Origin of the sequence: uncultured Anaerococcus sp. (assembly GCF_963510575.1) — a bacterium.
GTDB lineage: Bacteria > Bacillota > Clostridia > Tissierellales > Peptoniphilaceae > Anaerococcus.
In genome coordinates, this window is sequence record NZ_CAUPFR010000010.1 from 1 (window position 1) to 19,634 (window position 19,634).

Annotated in this window: 17 protein-coding genes and 1 other RNA gene; 16 read left to right on the forward strand and 2 right to left on the reverse strand. The window is 31.1% G+C overall.

Going from position 1 to position 19,634, the window contains the following annotated elements; translation table 11 throughout:
* The first annotated feature begins 93 nt into the window (after positions 1-93).
* Together recR and RQ907_RS01730 are read left to right on the forward strand one after the other, a co-directional pair.
* A complete protein-coding gene (gene recR / locus RQ907_RS01725; protein WP_311491683.1) occupies positions 94-699 on the forward strand; it encodes a recombination mediator RecR in 606 nt (201 codons plus the stop codon).
* Positions 692-1,690 carry a hypothetical protein gene (locus RQ907_RS01730; RefSeq protein ID WP_311491684.1) on the forward strand — a complete coding sequence of 333 codons (999 nt, stop codon included), beginning with the start codon at positions 692-694 and terminating at the stop codon, positions 1,688-1,690. The genes recR and RQ907_RS01730 overlap by 8 nt, the downstream gene beginning before the upstream one ends.
* A 129-nt stretch (positions 1,691-1,819) precedes the next feature.
* Here the strand turns inward: RQ907_RS01730 and ssrA are convergent.
* Positions 1,820-2,175, reverse strand: a transfer-messenger RNA (tmRNA) gene (gene ssrA / locus RQ907_RS01735).
* A 147-nt stretch (positions 2,176-2,322) separates the two neighbouring features.
* Here ssrA and RQ907_RS01740 point away from each other — a divergent pair.
* From RQ907_RS01740 to RQ907_RS01780, 9 genes are all read left to right on the forward strand, one after another.
* Complete coding sequence (locus RQ907_RS01740) at positions 2,323-3,456, forward strand: glucose-1-phosphate adenylyltransferase (protein ID WP_311491685.1); 1,134 nt, start codon at positions 2,323-2,325, stop codon at positions 3,454-3,456.
* A gap of 1 nt (position 3,457) precedes the next feature.
* Positions 3,458-4,585: a glucose-1-phosphate adenylyltransferase subunit GlgD gene (gene glgD / locus RQ907_RS01745; protein ID WP_311491686.1), complete on the forward strand. Its 1,128-nt coding sequence runs from the start codon at positions 3,458-3,460 to the stop codon at positions 4,583-4,585.
* The gene (gene glgA, locus RQ907_RS01750; protein WP_311491687.1) at positions 4,585-6,015 is read left to right on the forward strand and encodes a glycogen synthase GlgA; all 1,431 of its coding nucleotides are present in this window, start codon (positions 4,585-4,587) and stop codon (positions 6,013-6,015) included. Before glgD ends, glgA begins: the two co-directional genes overlap by 1 nt.
* 8 nt (positions 6,016-6,023) lie before the next feature.
* Positions 6,024-8,279 carry a glycogen/starch/alpha-glucan phosphorylase gene (locus RQ907_RS01755; RefSeq protein ID WP_311491688.1) on the forward strand — a complete coding sequence of 752 codons (2,256 nt, stop codon included), beginning with the start codon at positions 6,024-6,026 and terminating at the stop codon, positions 8,277-8,279.
* Complete coding sequence (gene pulA / locus RQ907_RS01760) at positions 8,266-10,167, forward strand: type I pullulanase (protein WP_311491689.1); 1,902 nt, start codon at positions 8,266-8,268, stop codon at positions 10,165-10,167. Before RQ907_RS01755 ends, pulA begins: the two co-directional genes overlap by 14 nt.
* Positions 10,157-11,851 carry a phospho-sugar mutase gene (locus tag RQ907_RS01765; protein WP_311491690.1) on the forward strand — a complete coding sequence of 565 codons (1,695 nt, stop codon included), beginning with the start codon at positions 10,157-10,159 and terminating at the stop codon, positions 11,849-11,851. The genes pulA and RQ907_RS01765 overlap by 11 nt, the downstream gene beginning before the upstream one ends.
* Positions 11,852-12,121: 270 nt before the next feature.
* A complete protein-coding gene (locus RQ907_RS01770) occupies positions 12,122-12,457 on the forward strand; it encodes an FHA domain-containing protein (RefSeq protein WP_311491691.1) in 336 nt (111 codons plus the stop codon).
* Positions 12,450-13,715, forward strand: a complete 1,266-nt coding sequence (locus RQ907_RS01775) for an FtsW/RodA/SpoVE family cell cycle protein (protein WP_311491692.1) — start codon at positions 12,450-12,452, stop codon at positions 13,713-13,715. The genes RQ907_RS01770 and RQ907_RS01775 overlap by 8 nt, the downstream gene beginning before the upstream one ends.
* The gene (locus tag RQ907_RS01780; RefSeq protein ID WP_311491693.1) at positions 13,705-15,225 is read left to right on the forward strand and encodes a penicillin-binding protein 2; all 1,521 of its coding nucleotides are present in this window, start codon (positions 13,705-13,707) and stop codon (positions 15,223-15,225) included. Before RQ907_RS01775 ends, RQ907_RS01780 begins: the two co-directional genes overlap by 11 nt.
* Here RQ907_RS01780 and RQ907_RS01785 read toward each other — a convergent pair whose 3' ends face one another.
* A complete protein-coding gene (locus RQ907_RS01785) occupies positions 15,226-16,011 on the reverse strand; it encodes an NAD(+)/NADH kinase (RefSeq protein WP_311491694.1) in 786 nt (261 codons plus the stop codon).
* 39 nt (positions 16,012-16,050) lie between these two features.
* Between RQ907_RS01785 and RQ907_RS01790 the strand changes: the two genes are divergently transcribed.
* From RQ907_RS01790 to RQ907_RS01810, 5 genes are all read left to right on the forward strand, one after another.
* The gene (locus tag RQ907_RS01790; RefSeq protein ID WP_311491695.1) at positions 16,051-16,893 is read left to right on the forward strand and encodes an RluA family pseudouridine synthase; all 843 of its coding nucleotides are present in this window, start codon (positions 16,051-16,053) and stop codon (positions 16,891-16,893) included.
* Positions 16,894-17,164: 271 nt separating this feature from the next.
* On the forward strand, positions 17,165-17,773 hold the full coding sequence (locus RQ907_RS01795; RefSeq protein WP_311491696.1) for a YtxH domain-containing protein: 609 nt from the start codon (positions 17,165-17,167) through the stop codon (positions 17,771-17,773).
* A gap of 140 nt (positions 17,774-17,913) precedes the next feature.
* Positions 17,914-18,231, forward strand: coding sequence for a hypothetical protein (locus RQ907_RS01800; RefSeq protein ID WP_311491697.1), 318 nt, complete (start codon positions 17,914-17,916; stop codon positions 18,229-18,231).
* 44 nt (positions 18,232-18,275) lie between these two features.
* On the forward strand, positions 18,276-19,280 hold the full coding sequence (locus tag RQ907_RS01805; RefSeq protein ID WP_311491698.1) for a LacI family DNA-binding transcriptional regulator: 1,005 nt from the start codon (positions 18,276-18,278) through the stop codon (positions 19,278-19,280).
* Between the two features lie 65 nt (positions 19,281-19,345).
* Positions 19,346-19,606 carry an HPr family phosphocarrier protein gene (locus tag RQ907_RS01810; RefSeq protein ID WP_311491699.1) on the forward strand — a complete coding sequence of 87 codons (261 nt, stop codon included), beginning with the start codon at positions 19,346-19,348 and terminating at the stop codon, positions 19,604-19,606.
* Positions 19,607-19,634: the final 28 nt, after the last annotated feature.

The following is a 19,634-nucleotide window of genomic DNA, read 5'->3' on the forward strand; positions in this document are numbered from 1 at the left end:
TGCTATAAATGATGCAGCTAGCCAAGCTGACAAATTTAATGAAGAAAATATGGGCAAATTAACTGGTGGAATCAATATTCCTGGCTTAATGTAATGGCGATTTTACCAGAATCACTAAATAATTTAATAGAACAATTTCAAAAATTACCCACTATAGGCAGAAAAAGTGCTGAAAGACTTGCCATGAGCATAGTTGATGAAGATGCGAAAAGTGTTGAGGAATTTTCAAAATCTTTAATGGAAGTCAAAAATAGGATACACCATTGTAAGATTTGTGGAAACCTGACTGAAGAAGAAACTTGTAATATTTGCAGAGATTTTACAAGAGATGAAGAATATCTTTGTATAGTTGAAGATGTAAGAAACCTTATCGCAATCGAAAAATCCGGCGCCTATAGGGGCAAGTACCATGTATTAGGTGGCTTGATTTCCCCTTCAGATGATATAAGTCCAGATAAGTTAAACATAGATAAACTTATGGAAAGATTAGAAAAAGAAGAAATCAAGGAAATAATCCTAGCAATTTCTTCGACAATTGAAGGTGAAACTACAATTCTTTTTATAACAAACCTCCTAAAGGGGAGAAATATTAAGATATCCAAAATTGCCCAAGGCATTCCAGTAGGATCTCACCTAGAATATTTTGACCAACTTACCCTAGAGCGAGCTCTGGAAGATAGGAGAGACGTAAGTGAATAAGCTAAAAAAATTATTGCTGATAGTTATTCCAATTATGTTATTAACTGGATGTTTAGTATTTAAAGATAAAAAATCAGAGAATATTGACAAAATAGAAAAAGAGGTAATTGAAGTAAAGAAAAAACCTATCGAGAATAATATTGATGTAAAATCAGCTACTTTTTCTTCAGATATTATTTTGGACAAGATAAAGGAGTTCAGTGATAATAGTTACGAAATCACTAGGATAAATAATTTATCTCAGGTAGAATCTTTAGACTTCGACATAGCAATTGTGCCAGCATATCAAGTAGTAGATTTATACAACAAAACAAATGGAAATATAAAACTAGCTGCGATTACCCTAGTAAATAACCTTCATATAATAAGTGACACTCAAATAAATAATCCAAAAGATATGGCAGGAAAAACAATTATGGTTCCTGAACTCAATGAATCAATTGATAAATTAATTGATTCGAAATTGGGATTTGCAAAGGCATTGATGAGGATAAGTACTGAATCTTATTACAATCAGAAAGAATTAGTAAAAAACCTTGAAAAGACAGAAAATGTAATAGCAATTTTATCAGAACCATACTACTCAAAGGTAATTGGTAAAAAATCATATTATACTTTTGATTTAAACAAGGCAATGTCAATGATTCCAAACAATAAATCAGATTCGGATAGTGATTTTTTATCAGATGTAATTATCGTTAATAAAAATTTTCTTAAAGATAATAAAGAATGTTTTGATAAATTTTTGTTAGAATACAAAAAAACTCAACAATCTATTGACGAGAATACTGTTTTGTCACAAGGCATCATAAATAATTATGATATAACAAACGAAGAAGCAATAAAAATATATAAATCAATGGAAAATACATTTATAGATTCAGATACCATGTCAGGTGTGTTTGAAATTTATATGGATAAACTAGAAAAACTTGATAAAAATGTATTTAATGGTGAAAGACCATCGGATGATTTATATTATAAAAATTAAGTAAAACTCCCCAATTGGGGAGATTTTTTTTGGAAATATATATATTATGCCGGAGAGGGAGTATTTTAGGACCTATCTTCTGTACTAGTAAAAAAATAAACGCTGATAAATCAACGTTTACAAGGTATTTGGTGGAGATGAAGGGAGTCGAACCCTTGTCCGTGAAAGCGTCACCAAAGGCATCTACAAGCTTATTAAGTTTTAAAGTTTCGCATAGAAAATAAAAAACTTACAAAAAGTTTTTATGCTAGCTTCATTTTACTCGATTTATCTCAAAGCTTTGATAAATCAGTTGTCGCTTGATTATAAAACAAATATTAAGTCTGCGACGGACTTAATATTTATTGCTGAACCTATAATTAGGCAGCTAGTGCGAAGTTTGCTTCGCTGTTATTGTTTGCGTTTATATTTAATTATCAATTTACGTTTTGATATACGACCTGCAGCCAAAGTCTCATCTATCACGTCGAAACCATGGCATCCCCATATAGGGTAATTATACTAATAATATAAGGCTTGTCAAAATGATAGGTGTTGTGATAAAATATAAATAAGAAAAGGTTTTCTAGAATATTATTTCCATTTTTGGGTATATATATGAAGACAATATTATTCATAAAACAGGAGGGCTTATGAGAAACGCAAACAACACCGCAGCAATGCTCTTAGCTGGTGGACAAGGTTCAAGACTTAAAGCATTGACAAGAGAAATGGCTAAACCGGTAGTTCCATTCGGGGGGAAATATCGAATTATAGATTTTGCCCTTAGTAATGCAACAAATAGTGAGATTAAAGATATAGGAGTTTTGACTCAATATAAACCACAACTTCTTAATGAACACCTTGGTATAGGTGCTGCTTGGGATTATGATAGGAATTTTGGTGGTCTTAGGATTCTGACACCTTATTATACAGAAGAAGGTGGAAGATGGTTTGAGGGTACAGCCTCAGCTATATATGAAAATATCAACTACCTAGATGAGGTTAATCCTGAGTATGTTCTTATTTTATCAGGTGACCATATTTATAAGATGGATTATAGAGAGCTATTAGATGTCCACAAGCAAAAAGGTGCTGATTGTACTATTGCTGTTATGGAAGTTGATTGGGATGAAGCTAGTAGATTTGGTATTATGAATACTGATGAAAATGATAAAATAGTTGAGTTTGAAGAAAAACCTGAAGTTCCTAAATCTAATCTTGCTTCTATGGGTATTTATGTATTTAATTGGAAGGTTTTAAGAAAAGAATTAATTGAAGATTATGAAAATAAGGAATCTACAAATGATTTCGGTCATGATATTATTCCAAAAATGCTAAATCAAGGCTCTCCTCTTTACGTCTATAAATTTGATGGTTACTGGAAAGATGTTGGAACAGTTAGGAGTTTTTGGCAAGCAAATTTAGATTTGATTGATCCTGAAAATGAATTAAATATATATGATGATAATTGGAGAATATATACAAAATCCTTAAATTTACCTCCACATAGGGTTGGAAAAAATGCTGAATTGACTGATACTCTTGTGAATGAGGCTTGTGTTATTAATGGTAAAGTAAATCATTCTGTCCTATTTTCTGAAGTTGAGATTGAAGAAGGGGCTGAAGTGTATAATTCGGTTTTATTAAATGGTGTTAAGGTTAAATCAGGAGTTAAGGTTTATAATGCTGTTGTCGCAGAAAATATGGAATTAACCGAAGATATCGGCGAAGAAAAAGACGGAAAAGTCTATTTAGTTAGCAATGAAGGTATAGAGGAGGAATAGGATGGATAGAGTTGTTGCCTTAGTTTATAGTCCAGACTTTAAAGAAACAAATTATGGACCCCTTTGTAAAGTTAGACCAGATTATATGTTGCCTTTTGGTGGTAGGTATAGAATCATAGATTTTGCTTTATCTAATCTAGCAAATTATGACATCAATAGAGTAATTCTATATGCTGGGGGCAAATTAAGATCAGCTCTTGACCACGTTGGAAATGGTAAGAGTTGGGAATTAAATAGGAGAAACGGTGGTCTTATGATAAACCCAATTGGTCTTGATGGTAAGGGATCAAAGAGTGAAATAGAAACATACTATGATACTATAGTTTATTTCCAAGAGCACGATTTTGAATATGTTTATGTAAAAAATCCTATGTATATTGTTAAAGAGGATATTAGCGACGCTATCGAAAAGCTAAAAGAAGAGAATTTAGATTGTTTAATCCTATCAAATAAGGTTGTTGATAAGGATGGAGAATATTTAAACCAATCAATTATAAATTCTGATGAAGATGGAAAACCAAGTGGAGTTGGTTTAAATCTTGGAATTACAGATACAGTTGATTTATTTTTGGGTTCTCTTTTGATGAAAAAAGAATCATTCCTTAGTGTTTTAAGACATGCTATGCAAGAAAATGTTTATAATTCATTATTATCAGCTATTTTTGCATATCCAGGAAATATAAATATTGATTTTTATAGGCAGGATAAAGAATTTGAAATAATCAAAGATTTTAATTCCTTCTATGAAGTAAATATGAGGCTTTTGAATCAAGAAACTTTTGATAAGTTATTTTATGAAGATGGACTTGTTTACACAAAATCTAAAGATGAACCTTCTACATCCTATACTAAAAATGCTAATGTGAAAAATTCACTTATTGCAAATGGTGGTATAATTGAAGGTGAGGTCGAAAATTCCATTATCTTTAGAGGAGCAAAGATTGGAAAGGGTGCTATTATTAGAAATTCAATCATTTTCCAAGATTCTGTTATAGGTGATGGTGCAATTCTTAACTTTGTTATTACTGATAAGGGTACAGAAATCGGCCATGATGTAAGGTTGTTTGGTAATAGGGCAAATCCTTATGTTACAAGTAAAAATGAATCATTAGACCAAAGGAGCTATTAATGAATATACTTTTTCTAACAAGTGAATCAGTACCATTCATAAAAACTGGAGGGCTTGCAGATGTTGCTGGAGCCCTTCCAAAAGAACTTAAGAAAAAGGGCGTTGATATTAGAGTTGTCATGCCTTTACATAAGGGAATAGATGCTTCCTATCGTGAAAAAATGGAAAAGGTAACAGAATTTTATGTTGACCTTGATTGGAAACATCAATATGCTGGAGTTTATCAGTTAGAATGGGATGGAGTTACTTATTATTTTATAGATAATCTAGAATACTTTGATAGGGATGGACTTTACGGTTACGATGATGATGCTGAAAGATACATTTTTTATTCAAAGGCATGTACACTTTTACCTAAGGAAATCAATTTTAAGCCAGATATTATTCATTCAAATGATTGGCACACTGCAATGGTAAATTTATTTGTTAATGATTTCAGACAAGGTGATTCGTATTACGATGATATTAGAACACTATTTACTATCCATAATTTAAAATATCAAGGTGTATTTAATTCAGATTATATGGCTCTAGCAGGCCTAGATGGTAGGTATTTTAATGAAAATGATTTGAAATACTACGACGCTATTAATTTTATGAAGGCTGGTATAATTCATGCTACCCATGTCAATACCGTTTCCGAAAATTATGCTAGAGAAATACAGTATCCTTTCTATGGAGAGGGCCAAGATGCTGTTATTAGGGAGTATAACTATAAGTTGGATGGTATAGTAAATGGTATAGATTTCGATGTTTGGAATCCTAAAACAGATAAGAATCTCGCTAAAAATTATGATCAAAATTCTATTGATGATAAATATGAAAACAAAAAGGATTTGCAAAAATTATACTCTTTACCTGAGAGGGCAGATGTTCCGGTATTTGGTATAGTTTCAAGACTTAACGAGATGAAGGGTATGGATCTTGTTAGATATATTTTGGAAGAACTTCTACAAGAGGATATACAATTAGTTGTATTGGGTACAGGTGATTATACCTATGAAGAAATGTTTAAATATTTCGAATGGAAGTATCCTGATAAGGTAGCTGCCAGAATATATTATTCTGACAAGGAATCTCACGAAATTTATGCTGGTTCTGATTTTTATTTGATGCCTTCTATTTCTGAACCATGTGGTATTAGTCAATTAATTGCTATGCGTTATGGTTCATTACCAATTGTAAGAGAAGCGGGAGGCTTAAAAGATACTGTAGTTCCGTATAACGAATATACCGGGGATGGAACAGGCTATTCATTTGCAAATATAAATGCTCATGAGCTTTTATTTGCAGCAAAGAATGCTATCAGCGTTTATACAAATAAAAAAGATGTCCATAGACATTTAGTAGAAAATGCTATGAAGCAAAAGAATGACTGGGAAATGTCATCTGAAAAATATTTAGAATTGTACGAGAAAATAAAAGCTTAGAGAAATATATGAAAAATAATAAAGATTTTATCGTAAAAAGAATACAAAGTTTTTTGTATTCTTTTTATGCGAAAAATATAGAAAATGCAAGAATAAATGAAGTTTATGACTGCTTGTGTAGGTATATGATGGAAATAATTGGCAAGACTTGGGTGAAATCTAAGGATATTGACAATGATAAAGACTATTATATATTGTCTTTTGAATATCTACCAGGTAAGTTTATTAACAGGAATATCCATAGATTAAAGATAAAGAACGAAATTGTTGAGGCTCTTAATGAATTGGGATTTGATCTTGATGATATGCTTGCTTGTGAAACAGAAGCGGATTTGGGAGTAGGTGATATAGGTATAGGTTCATCAGCTCTTATAAATGAGCTTGCTAATCAAAGGAAAAGAGCGGTTGCTTATGCCCTTAGATATGAAAATGGAAATCTAAAACAAAAGATAATTGATGGTAGACAAGTGGAATATTCGGATTTTTGGTTAGAACAAGGCTCTAACTGGGAACACAAAAAGGCTTTTTCATATCTTTTAGAAATAGACGGTAGGAAAAATAAATCGATAGCATATGATATGCCAATATTGAGTGATGATGCTGGTTTTGTTAATACTTTGAGACTCTTTAAATCAGAGGTCGTTGAGAATGTTAATATCGAAGATTTTTCTAGGGGTGACCTTTTAAAAGCATATGATGATTATATAAATATTAACTCGATTAATAAGTTTTTATATATTGATGATTCCACATACGAAGGGAAAATTTTTAGGCTAAAGCAAGAATATTTTTATTCTGTATCTGCAGTTAGGGATATTTTTAGGCGCCATAATAAAAGACATGGTAGTGTAGAAGGAATTGAGAAAAATATTAAAATTTTTAGCCATGATATTCACCCAAGTCTTGCTTTAATTGAGTTTATTAGAATTTTGACAAAAGATTATGGATATGAATTATCAAAAGCTATTGAAATGACAAGGCAAATTTTTGATCATGTTGCTTTTTCTATTACTGATGATAGTGTAGAAGATTACGATATAGACATGATTAGAAGAATAAATCCAGAAATGATGGATGCTATTATAGAAATACAAAAAAACCTACAAATAGCATCTAATGATATAAGCCTAGTCAAGAATGGAAAAGTTTCATTTAGAAATATAAATAAGTACTTATCAGGAAACTACCATTACTTATCAAAAATTATAGCCGATGCCAGGGAAAATGATATAAATCACTCATATTTTAATTATGGTACAGACAGAATTCTTTATGCTGAAACAGCTAACATTAATTTAACAAATGTATTAAATAACTACGAAATAGACTCATATTCCTATGATAAATTAGGAAAAATAGGTAAATTAAAAAATAATAAAGATTTTATTAATGATTTAGATAAAGTAAAGTATAATAATAAGCGTGCGCTTGCGAAGATTGTAAAAAGTAGGCTGGCAGATGATATTAACCCTTACTCAATTTATGATATACAATTATCAATCATGCATGAAAGTAAGAGACAAATACTAAATTGCCTAGCTATTGCTTATAAGTATTATATGCTCAAATACAATACAAATCTGAAGCTTGCACCTACAACCTATATATTTTCAGGTAAGGCTAATGAAGGATATTTCATGGCCAAAGAGACAATTAAATTTATCCTTGCATTAAAGCATATGATTGATAAGGATAAATTTATTAGGGAAAAAATAAAAATTGTTTTTATAGAAGACTTAAATGTAGATAAAATTAAGAAAATTTTACCTGCGGTAGATATATATTCAAACCTAACCCTACCTACTTTGGATAATCAAAATTTCCATATTTTAAATTCTATCTTTAATATGTCTAATATTTTATCAACTAAAGGTGGAATTATAGACAATCTTAACGAGAAAAATTCATTCTATACTTTTGGAGCAGACTTCAAACACATTCAAAAAATAAATGAAGAAAATTCCTATAATGCGAATGAATTTTATTATGATAGTGAAATTGTTAAGTTTACTATAGACAATTTATTAAATGAATCTTATGATAATTTCCCTTACAATTTTAAAACAATTTATGACCAACTTTTGATGTATAATGATTCTTTTAAGATATTTTATGACTTGGAAGATCTTATAAAGGCAAGGAAAAAGATAGAAAAAGATTATTTGGATGTATCAAAGTGGGTAAAAATGCAAATTGATAATGTATTATGGGCAAATAATTTTAGATTGGATGAAGTAATAAATAAAGGCAATGAATTTAGTTAAAGAAAACAATATTAGCTATAAGGATATAAGGAAAATTAAATTAGGGGCAGTCTATACAAAAAACAAGACTACTTTTAGGGTGTTTGCTCCAAAGAGAGATAAAATTAATCTAGTAATAACAGATGATTATAAAAAGGTAAGAAGAAATATTTACCCAATGACAAAGGATGCAAGGGGCATATTTACTTTAAGCTTAGAAGGAGATTATGACGGATATTTTTATAATTATATAGTAGATGATAAGTACGAAGTTACTGACCCTTACGCAGTTTCAGCTTCAATTAATTCTCTATATTCTGCTGTTGTTAATCTTGAGGATACCGATCCTGTTGGCTTTAGAGAGAGTAAGAGTCCTCAAATTAGCGAAAAAGAAGCTATAATATATGAGTTAAGTGTAAAAAATTATACAGCTGACCAATCTAGTGGAGCCTACAATAGGGGAAAGTTTTTGGGCTTGGCTGAAGGTGATACAACATTTAAAGGAATAAGCACTGGTATTGATAATATTGAAGACTTGGGTGTAACTCATGTTCAAATCCTACCTATTTATGACTTTATAAGTGTTGATGAAGATGATTCTAAGTTTTTTGATGATGATAACTACAATTGGGGCTATGATCCAGAATTATACTTTGCTCCAGAAGGGTCTTATTCAACTAACCCACTCGACCCTAAGTCAAGGATAAGAGAAGCTAAGCAGATGGTAAAGGCCTTTCACGATAGGGGAATATGTGTGATCATGGATGTAGTTTTTAATCATACTTTCAAAACTATTGATTCAAACCTAAACACATTGGCTCCAAAATATTATCATAGAACAAATCCAGATACTAGCTTTTCTAACGGTTCTGGATGTGGAAATGAATTGGCAAGCGAAAAACCCTTTGTTAGAAAGCTTATAATCGATTCATTGGTTCATTGGGCTAAGGAATATAAAATAGATGGCTTTAGGTTCGATTTGATGGCCTTAATAGATCTTAAAACAATCCAAATAGCAATTAAAGAGCTAAAAAAAGTAAATCCAAATATCATTATATATGGAGAGCCTTGGATGGCCTTGTCTTCACCTCTTTGCTATGAACAGCAAATCTGGAAGGGAAGACAAAAATCAAACGGATTTGGAGTCTTTAATGATGATTTCAGAGATGCTATAAAGGGAGATGTTGATTCCTATGGCAAGGGCTATATACAAGGAATTTTCCACAATAAACATGCTATAGAAACTGGAATTAGAGGTTCAATAGATTATGGAGATTGGAACGGTTTTGCCGATGATGCAAGCGAGACTATAAATTATTTTAATTGTCATGATAATTTAATTTTATATGATAAACTTGCTATATCACTTGAAGATACTAGAGATATAACTTCTTATGCAAAGCTTGCCCTAGGAATAATTATGCTTTCATTTGGTAAACCATTTATATATGAAGGTAATGAATTTAATCATAGCAAGAAAAATGATTCAAATTCTTATAGGTCACCACTTTCGGTAAATGCGATAAATTGGGAAGAGAAAAAGAATAATTTGGAGCTTTTTAACTATACAAAAGATTTGATAGCTCTGAGAAAATCAATAGAAGCATTCAAATATACTAGTAAGGAAGAGATAGAAGATAGACTGAAATTCATACAAGACCTTGACGAAAGTTTAGTAGCTTATATACTTGATGAAACTTATCTTGTTATAATTAATGCTAATGTAAATCCTATGTGGGTATGTGGGGACATCCTAGAAAAATATTTTGTTAATAAAAATGAAGAAAAAATTGTAAAGATTTTTGATAAAGAGGGTATTAATAATATAAGCGTAGAAGTTGCTGAAGGGTTAAGTTTTGAACCATTATCAGTAAATGTATATTATATAGGAGAAACTTATGGATTATAAGAAAAATTTTGAAAATTGGTACAAAGACGACAGGTTTGATGAGGAAACAAGGAAAGAATTAGAAGCTATTAAGGATAATGATGAGGAAATCAAAGATAGGTTTTACCAATCATTAAAATTTGGAACAGCTGGTCTTAGGGGTAAATTAGGAGCTGGAACAAATAGAATGAATAAGTATATGGTTGCCCAAGCTACCCAAGGTTTTGCAGATGCAATTGCTGAGGGTGGAGAAGAAGCAAAAAAACGTGGTGTTGCCATAGCTTATGATGTTAGACATAAATCTTTAGAATTTTCAAAAATTGCTGCAGAAGTATTTGCGGCTAATGGTATAAAAGTTTATATCCATAAGGATATTGAACCAACACCAGTTTGCTCATTTACAATTCGTGAATTAGGTTGTGTAGCAGGTGTAATGGTAACTGCATCTCACAACCCAAGAGAGTACAATGGATACAAAGCTTATAACGAAGAAGGAAGTCAAATTATGGACGAAACTGCTAATAAGATTTTATCCTACATTGGCGATCACCCTGACTTTTTTGAAATACCAAGAATTGATTTTGAAGAAGGTCTAAAAGACGGAATAATTGAGTATGTTCCAGATGAAGTTATAGAAAAATATATATCATTAATCTTAGATTGTACTATAAATGACAAGGGAATTGATAAGGATATTTGCGTAGTTTATTCACCACTAAATGGAACTGGCAATAAACTTGTAAGGAGAATTCTAAAAGAAAGAGGATTTACTAATATCCACGTTGTAAAAGAACAGGAAAATCCAGATCCTGACTTTACTACAGTTGGTTATCCAAATCCAGAAGACCCAAAAGCATTTAAATATTCTGAAAAACTCGGTAATGAAGTTGGTGCAGACTTACTCCTTGCGACAGACCCAGATGCAGATAGGTGCGCAGTAGAAGTAAGGGATGAAAAAGGCGAATATCATTTCTTAACAGGAAATCTTATCGGTACACTCTTAACCCAATATATCTTATCAGGCCTAGATGCAAAGGGCGAACTTCCGGAAAATCCTGCAGTTGTTAAATCCATCGTTACTACTGATTTAATAGCACCGATAGCTAAAAAATATGGTGTTCAAAAATTTGATGTCTTAACTGGATTTAAGAACATATACGACAAGGCAAATGAACTTGAAAGAAATAATTCAGGTAAGTTTGTGTTTGGTTTTGAAGAATCAATTGGTTACAACTATAAAGACTTCGTAAGAGATAAGGATGCAGTAACAGCTGCGATGCTAATAACAGAAATGACTGCCTACTATAAATCTCAAGGAAAGAGTCTATTAGATGTAATTGAACAAATTTATAAAGAACACGGATATTATTCTAATGAAGTTGTTTCAATAGTTCTAGAAGGAGCTGACGGTCAAGCTAGAATTGGTAGGATAATGACAGAAGTTAGGGAAAATCCTATTAAAGAAATTAATGGCGAGAAAGTTAATAGGGTAATTGATTATCAAAATGATGATACTGGACTTCCAAAATCAAACGTATTAAAATATTATTTTGATGATGATTCATGGGTAACCTTAAGACCATCAGGAACAGAACCAAAGATCAAAGTTTATGTAAATGCAATTTCTGATTCTATGGAAAAGGCGAGAGAAAAGAAAAATACAATTGTTAAGTATATGGATGATGTGATTGATTCTATAAAATAATATTCTCTTTTTAACCTCAGGGAGATTCTCTGAGGTTTTTTTCTTTAAAACTTGAATTTCACATTAAAATATCATAACATATAGCCAAGGAGTATTTAATATATGGAAAAATTTTTTAATCTTATTGATAAAGTATTTTCAATAAATGTTTTTGGAAGTTTAACTTTATATCAATTATTATCAACAATATTAAAATATATTTTCGTTTTTATAGTTTTTTATTTTATTTACTCTATAATTAGAATAATATATTATGATGTAAGAACAACTTTGAAAAAGGAACAAGAGTCAGATACATATTTAAAGTTAATGAATATGAATGATGGCTTCTCTTTTATGGTTAAAGAATATTACTTTATAGGTGAGGACAACACTATTGGCAGGGATGCTAGAAATACTATAAGTATTAATGATAAGTATTTGTCAAAATTCCATGCAAGAATCCTACAAGATGAGAATATGTACTTTCTAGAGGATTTAAAGTCTGCCAATGGAACCTACTTAAATGATGAAAAGATTATAGATGCTATTGAATTAAAATCAGGCGATATTATTAAAATAGGGTCATTGAAATTTTTATTTGTCCAAGGTGATAGCGATGAATAAAGATACAGACGTTTTATTAAAATCAATGACTAGGTCGAGAATAAAAGCGAATTTTCTTTTATTTTTGTTTGAGTTTTTATCTTTGTCTCTGGCGATGATTTTTAATATAAAAAACCTAACAAATATTGATTTTTATACCTATTTGGCAATTCTTCTTGTAACTTTGCTTACATCTTTTTTAGTAGATAGGTTTACAAAATCTGATAATATCTTGCTTTTAATCGTAAATATGCTATTTTCGATTGGTGTCGCAATAATTTATAGGCTGGATCCAAAATTAGGTAGGAGACAATTGCAATTTTACCTAGTTGGTGTTACCCTATTTTTCATGACATATTTTATATTAAAGTTTTATAAAAAATGGGATAAACTAATATTGTTTTATGCTGGTATATCAATTATTCTATTTATTGTAACCCTGATTTTTGGTACCAATTTATACGGTGCAAAAAACTGGATTATAATAGGTAATAAATTTAGCATACAGCCTTCAGAGTTTATTAAGGTTCCTCTTGCGTTTTTTGTTGCAAGTTTTTATACCAATTTTAATAAAATTAGCCTTAAACCTTTCGGCAGGTATTTTATGAATTTTATGATATATGTTTTCATAGGATTTTTATTCTTGCAAAAAGATTTAGGAACTGCTTTAATATTTTTTGGTGTTCTAATTTTAAGCCAATTTGTTTATGAAAAAGATAGGAAGCTTATTTTTATTAATATGTTTTTCATGGTAATAGGATCTATTGTTGCTTATTTTTTATTTGGTCACGTTAGAATAAGGGTGGCAACTTGGCTGGACCCTTGGTCTGATATTGATGCCACTGGTTACCAAATTACTCAGGCTTTGTTTGCAACAGCAAGTGGAGGTCTATTTGGAACTGGTATAGGACTTGGTAGGCCAGATTATATTCCAGTTGCAGAGTCTGATTTTATATTTTCTGCAATTTGCGAAGAGATGGGAGTTTTCATGGGCGTAGGGGTTGTGTTATTGTTCATGATCCTTGTTTACAGGTCCTTAAAAATCTCTTTAACACAACAAAATAAATTCTATTCTGTTTTATCATTTTGCATAGGGATTTTATTTGCTCTTCAAACCTTCATAATACTTGGAGGTGTACTAAAGCTGATACCTTTGACAGGGGTGACTCTCCCATTCATAAGTCAAGGTGGGTCATCAATGCTAGCAGGTTTTATCCTCTTGGGATGTCTTCAATATTGTGGAGAAGAAATAAACGAAGGGGGCAGAAATGAAAGATAGTAAAGTGAATAAAAAACGAATAAGCGGCAAAAGCTTTTTGGATAAAATAAAAGAGTTAGAAAAAAAACAGAGGTATAAGGAGAATAACGAACTTAAAGTATTATCAAAATCTACACTCAATAAGAGGTTGATTTTTGTAATGATATTTTTTGTATTTTTGTTTATGTTCTTAACCTTATATTTAGTATATTTCCAACTATTTAATGCTAAAACTTTAGCGAATAATTCTCATAACAGGCGTCTTTGGTTGAACGAAGACCTTGTAAAAAGAGGGAGTATTTACGATAGAAATGGCAACGTATTAGCTTATAGTCAAAAGGATAGTTCAGGTAAGCAAATAAGGATATATAATTATCCCGAAGCGTCAGCATCTATAACAGGTTATTCTTCAACTACTTATGGTAAAACTGGGATAGAAAAATCCTATAATAAGGAACTTCTTGCAATCAGTGGAGAGAATTTTAGTCAATTTAGGAAGATGGTTGTAAAAAATGATACTGGAAATGACCTTCACTTAAGTATTGACCAAAAGATACAAAATATTGTCTATAATTACCTAAGTGGCCATAAGGGTTCTTGTGTTGTTATGAATCCCAAAACCGGACAAGTTTTGGCTATGGTTTCAACACCAAGTTTTAATCCAAATTCTCTAGACCATGATTGGAATAATTTGATTCAGACATCTGATGGAAGACTTGTAAATAGAGCTACATTAGGACTTTACAGACCGGGCTCATCCTTTAAAATAATAACTTCTGCTTCAATTTTAGAAAATGATATAGATACATCCTATAATGACAAGGGAAGCGAAATTGTTCAAGGTTATGAAATAAAAAACTTTAAGGATCAAATTTTTGGTAAGCTGAATTTAAGGACAGCTTTTATTAATTCCGCTAACACCTATTTTGCTAATAAAGCCGTAAAATTAGGCAAGGATAAGTTGGAAAGAACTGGAGAAAAATTTCTTTTTAACAAAGATTATAAGTTTGATTTAGACAAAAATAAGTCGACTATTCCTTTCAAAGACCTAAACAATGCCGATTTAGCTATGACTGGTTTCGGGTATGGAAAAACCCAAGTGACACCCCTTCACATGGCTATGGTTACATCTGCCATTGCAAATGACGGAACCATGATGAAGCCGAGACTTGTTGATAAAATTACTAATAAAGATAAAGATGTAATTTTTGAAGCAGAAAATGAGACCTTATCTAAAGCAACAAGCGAAGATACTGCTCATACAATTAGAGATTTAATGGTTGAGGTAGTTAATAGTGGTACAGGCAGAAATGCTTATCTAAATTGGGTACAACTAGCAGGAAAAACAGGAACTGCAGATAAGTCAGATGGCAATATAGATGCTTGGTTTGTTGGTTTTGCACCCGCATACGAACCTAAAATCGCCTTCGCCTTAGTAATAGAAGATAGCCAAGGTACAGGAGGCGATGTTGCTGCACCTTTAGCTAGGAATATAGTAAGGGATATTTTTAATACAATATCATTTAATTAATTACATGAGCTTATTCTTGATATTAGTCCAATAATGGTTTTTGTTGAGAATAAGCTTATTTATTTTCTTTGGCGAAACACCTATTTTAATTTTAAAATCCCTAGTAGATAATTCTCTGCCATCAAAAATAAATACTGTATGATGGCTATCTCTTTTTGAAACAGATATCTCAATAGTAGCATCGTTTGGCAATACAACTGGACACTTAAGGGCCTTGTTCAAATTTGAATAAACAGGAGCCACTGGAGTCAATTGGTAACCATTTAATGATTGGTGAAGAATGGCACCTTTAGCTGATAAATTATAAGCGGTTGATCCATGAGGTGTAGAAATTATAAGCCCATCACCCGCATATGATTCTATAAAATTGCCATCGATAAAGACTTTTAATCTAATAATTTGATTTTTCTTTGATTTTACAACCACCTCATTAATTGCATTTATATTTTTGTTGTTTATTTGAGACTCAAGTACAGTTAGTTCCTCAATAAGATATTCCCTATTTTCAAGAGCGTAAACGAATTCTTCAAGCATGTTAACTTCGATTTCCTGGTAAAAACCGAGGTGCCCTGTATTTATACCAATAAAGGGAATAGAAGAAAATTTTGAAAGATGGACTGCATTTAAAAAAGTTCCATCACCACCAATCACTAGGTTTAGCATGGCAGATTCATTATATGTAGTACTAATTTCATAGCCACTTTTCTCTAGAATATTCTTAACCTTATGGAAAATAGTATTTGTATATCTAGATTTGTTTTTAAAAATATTAATTAAATTTGTCATATCATGTCCTCTCGCTTATATTATATCATAGGAGTAAGTATGAAATATATAAAATTTGAAAATTTAAACAAAATTAATTTAAAAAAATTTTTGAAAGAAAAATCAATATCCTTAAGAGCCTCCCAAGACTTATTTAAAAAAGGAATTATAGTAAATGATGAAGTGGTTTTTAATAATATTCAACTAGATTATGGAGATATAATTAAAATAAAAATTGATGAAGAAGAACTGGACTACAAACCAATTACAGAAAAAATTGATATAATATATGAAGATGATAATATTTTAGTTATTAATAAACCTAGTGGCGTAACTGTTAATTCAAAAAATCAGATAAGTCTTTCTAATTACCTAGCCAATTATTTTCAGGAAAATAAGATTAAAGCAAAAATTAGACTGGTAAATAGATTAGATATGAACACATCTGGCTTGATGATGGTAGCTAAAAATAAATATGCACAAGCTTATTATCAAAAAGAAATTGAGGAAAATCATACAGAGAAAAAATATATAGCTTGCGTAGAAGGGGAATTGAAAATTGATCAATTATATAAAATACAGCTAGCTTATGATGAAATAAGTAAATCCTATATCGAAAATAAGGATGGAAGTCTTGCAATAACATATTTTAATACAGTAGAATCTAATTGTAAATATTCTATAATTGAATGTACTATAAAAACAGGAAAAACTCATCAGATAAGAGCCAGCCTTAAAACTCTAGGGCACCCAATCTTAGGCGATAAGTTATATGGATCTAGTTATGAACTTCCAAGATTTCTCTTACATTCTTATTATTTAGCCTTTAATGAGTTCGTGAGCCAGGAAAGGATTATCCTTCGAAATATAGTTGATTTCAAGACGTTTCTTACAAATCTATGAAAAGTTTTTCTTGCATTTTTTTTGATAATATACTATAATTAAATTATCCTAAGGACAAGGTCCAATTTAAACCTACAAACTTTATAAGGGATTGCGGAGTTCTAACTTTGATGACAAGCCTCCGATGAGTGGAAGTCAGAGATTTTGGACAGCTTGCCCACCTTCACATACGGGAAGGTCTTAAGTTAAGGACCCCTTAGGATAAAATTAAGTTTTAAAATATTATAATTGGGTAATAATTAATGAGACTAAAAATAAAGGAGATTGATATATGTCACTAGCAGATTATATTGAAAGCAAAGCGAAAGCTAAGCAAAGAGAAATTAAATACGAAATTTGGAAAGCTAAAAACCATGACTCTAGAATGAGAGGACAAGGTCTTTTAATCGGTGCCCTTGTAGGTGCCGCTGCAGGTATCCTATTTGCACCAAAATCAGGTAAGCAAACTAGGGAAGATATAAAAGAAGCTTTTAATGATACAGTTGAAAATGTAAAAGATACTACTTATGACGTGATTGGTCAAGCAAAAGATGGTTATGAAGACTTGAAATACAGAGCTTATACAGACCTTCAACCAATCAAAGATGGACTTGAATATGGAGCTGAAGTTGCCAAAGATACAGGCAGACAAATTAAAGATGCTTCCAGAGAAGTTAAGGAATCATTAGCTGATGGCGCCAAAGATGTAAGGGAAATCATCAAAGAGAGCGCTGGAGAAATCGCAAAAGTTGCTGATGATAAAAAAGAAGAAATATCAAAAGAAGCTAAAGATACAAAAGAAGTTGTTAAAGATAAGGCTGAAGATATCAAAAAAGAAGCAAAAGAAACTAAAGAAAAGGTTATAGAAAACGATCAAAAAGCTAAAAACGAAAAAAATTAGTCAAGGAGATGTAAATGAGTATAACTATAGATTTTAATCTTCTGGGCAACATTATTATTACTATCTTATCTATTTTAGCTCTAATATTTTTTGTGTTAGTTTTAGTGAAATTTAATAAGGTTTTGGGAAGCATTCAAGAAGTGCTAAATAAAAATTCTAGCAATATTGATAGTGTAATTACCAAACTACCACACCTAACAAACGAGGCTAGCGACTTGGTAAGTAATATAAACAACATAGTAACTGATCCAAACTTAAAGATGGCTATAGCAAAGGTTAATGATACCATGACTAGTGTTAATTCTATAGCAGACGATGTTAAAGATACAGTTAATTATGTTGGTATAACTGCTGTCGATAGTGTTGATACTTTTGGAGCTGGGGTTGCATCCATAACTGATTATTCGTCATTAATTATGGATGTAATCGATATAGTAAAAAGCGTGATTGCAGGTTAATTTAAGACTATTTTCTTGATGGTCTTTTATATAATGGAGGTAATATGGGACAGCCAACAATTAAAGACGTAGCTAAGCTTGCAGGCGTATCTATATCTACGGTTTCTAGAGTAATGAATAATTCTAAACCTGTGAGTCCAGAAGCTAGAAGAAAAGTTGAAGACGCAATAAACAAGCTCGATTTTAAGCCAAATGAACTAGCTAGATCCTTAGTTATGAGAAAATCTAACTTGGTTGGAGTTATAGTCAAAGATATTGGAATTGAGTACATGGCTCAACTTATAAGAGGTATTGAGGAAATTGGAAGGGTTTATAAGTACGATATTTTACTTACAAGTTCTTACGGTGAAGATAAGCAAATTGAAAATTCAATAGATTTCCTTGCTACCAAACAAGTTGAAGGTTTGGTGATTATCACTGAAGACATTTCAACTGAGATACTTGTAAAACTTAGAGAGACTAAAATACCTTTTGTAATTTTAGATAAGTATCATAATTATAAGAATATAAAAACTGTTAAGGTAGATTTTGAATCTGAAGAATATAAGTTAATTAAACACTTAACAGAAATTGGACATGAGAATATTTTGCTGGTTGCTGGTAAAGAGCAGAATGTTATTAATGAATCTATGATTAAAGGCTATGAAAGCGCTGTTGATGACGGGAAATCTTGCATTTTAAGAATTGACGGTATGTCTAGTGATGACGGATATACAAGTGCTGATGAGGCAATGAACCTAATTAAAAAAGAAAACATAAGCGCAGTAGCCTGTGTTAACGACGAAATAGCTATAGGCTTTATGAACTATTGTGTCGACCATGGTATTAAAGTTCCAGACGACCTGTCAGTTGTAGGATTTGGAGATAATAAGATAGCAAGTATTTACAGACCAAAATTAACTACAGTTTCTATTCCATATTATGATATAGGTGCTATATCCATAAGAGCTTTGATAAAGAGGATTAAGCACGAGGCAGAGATATTAGAAGAAGACTGGATTATTGATGCCCAGATTAATAAAAGAGAATCAACAAAAGTTATTAGCTGATATATTGTTAATTTTTTAGAAAATAGTAAAATATAGATATAAATGAAAATTATTAGGAGGATTTTATGGCAGAAAGAACAGTTATTGTAACAAATGAGACAGGTTTACATGCTAGACCAGCAGCATCATTAGTGCAATTTGTAAAGAATTACCCAGGTGAGGTTACAATTATTAAAGAAGATAAAGAAGCAAATGCAAAGAGCATCTTCAATGTTATGAGCCTTGGAATTGCTAAAGGAACTGAGATTAAATTAATCGTTGAAGGCGATGATGAAGAAAAATTCGCTGACGAATTAGTTGAATTTGTTGAGAATTTAGCAGAATAATATCAAGTCTATAAAGGATACTTTTAAA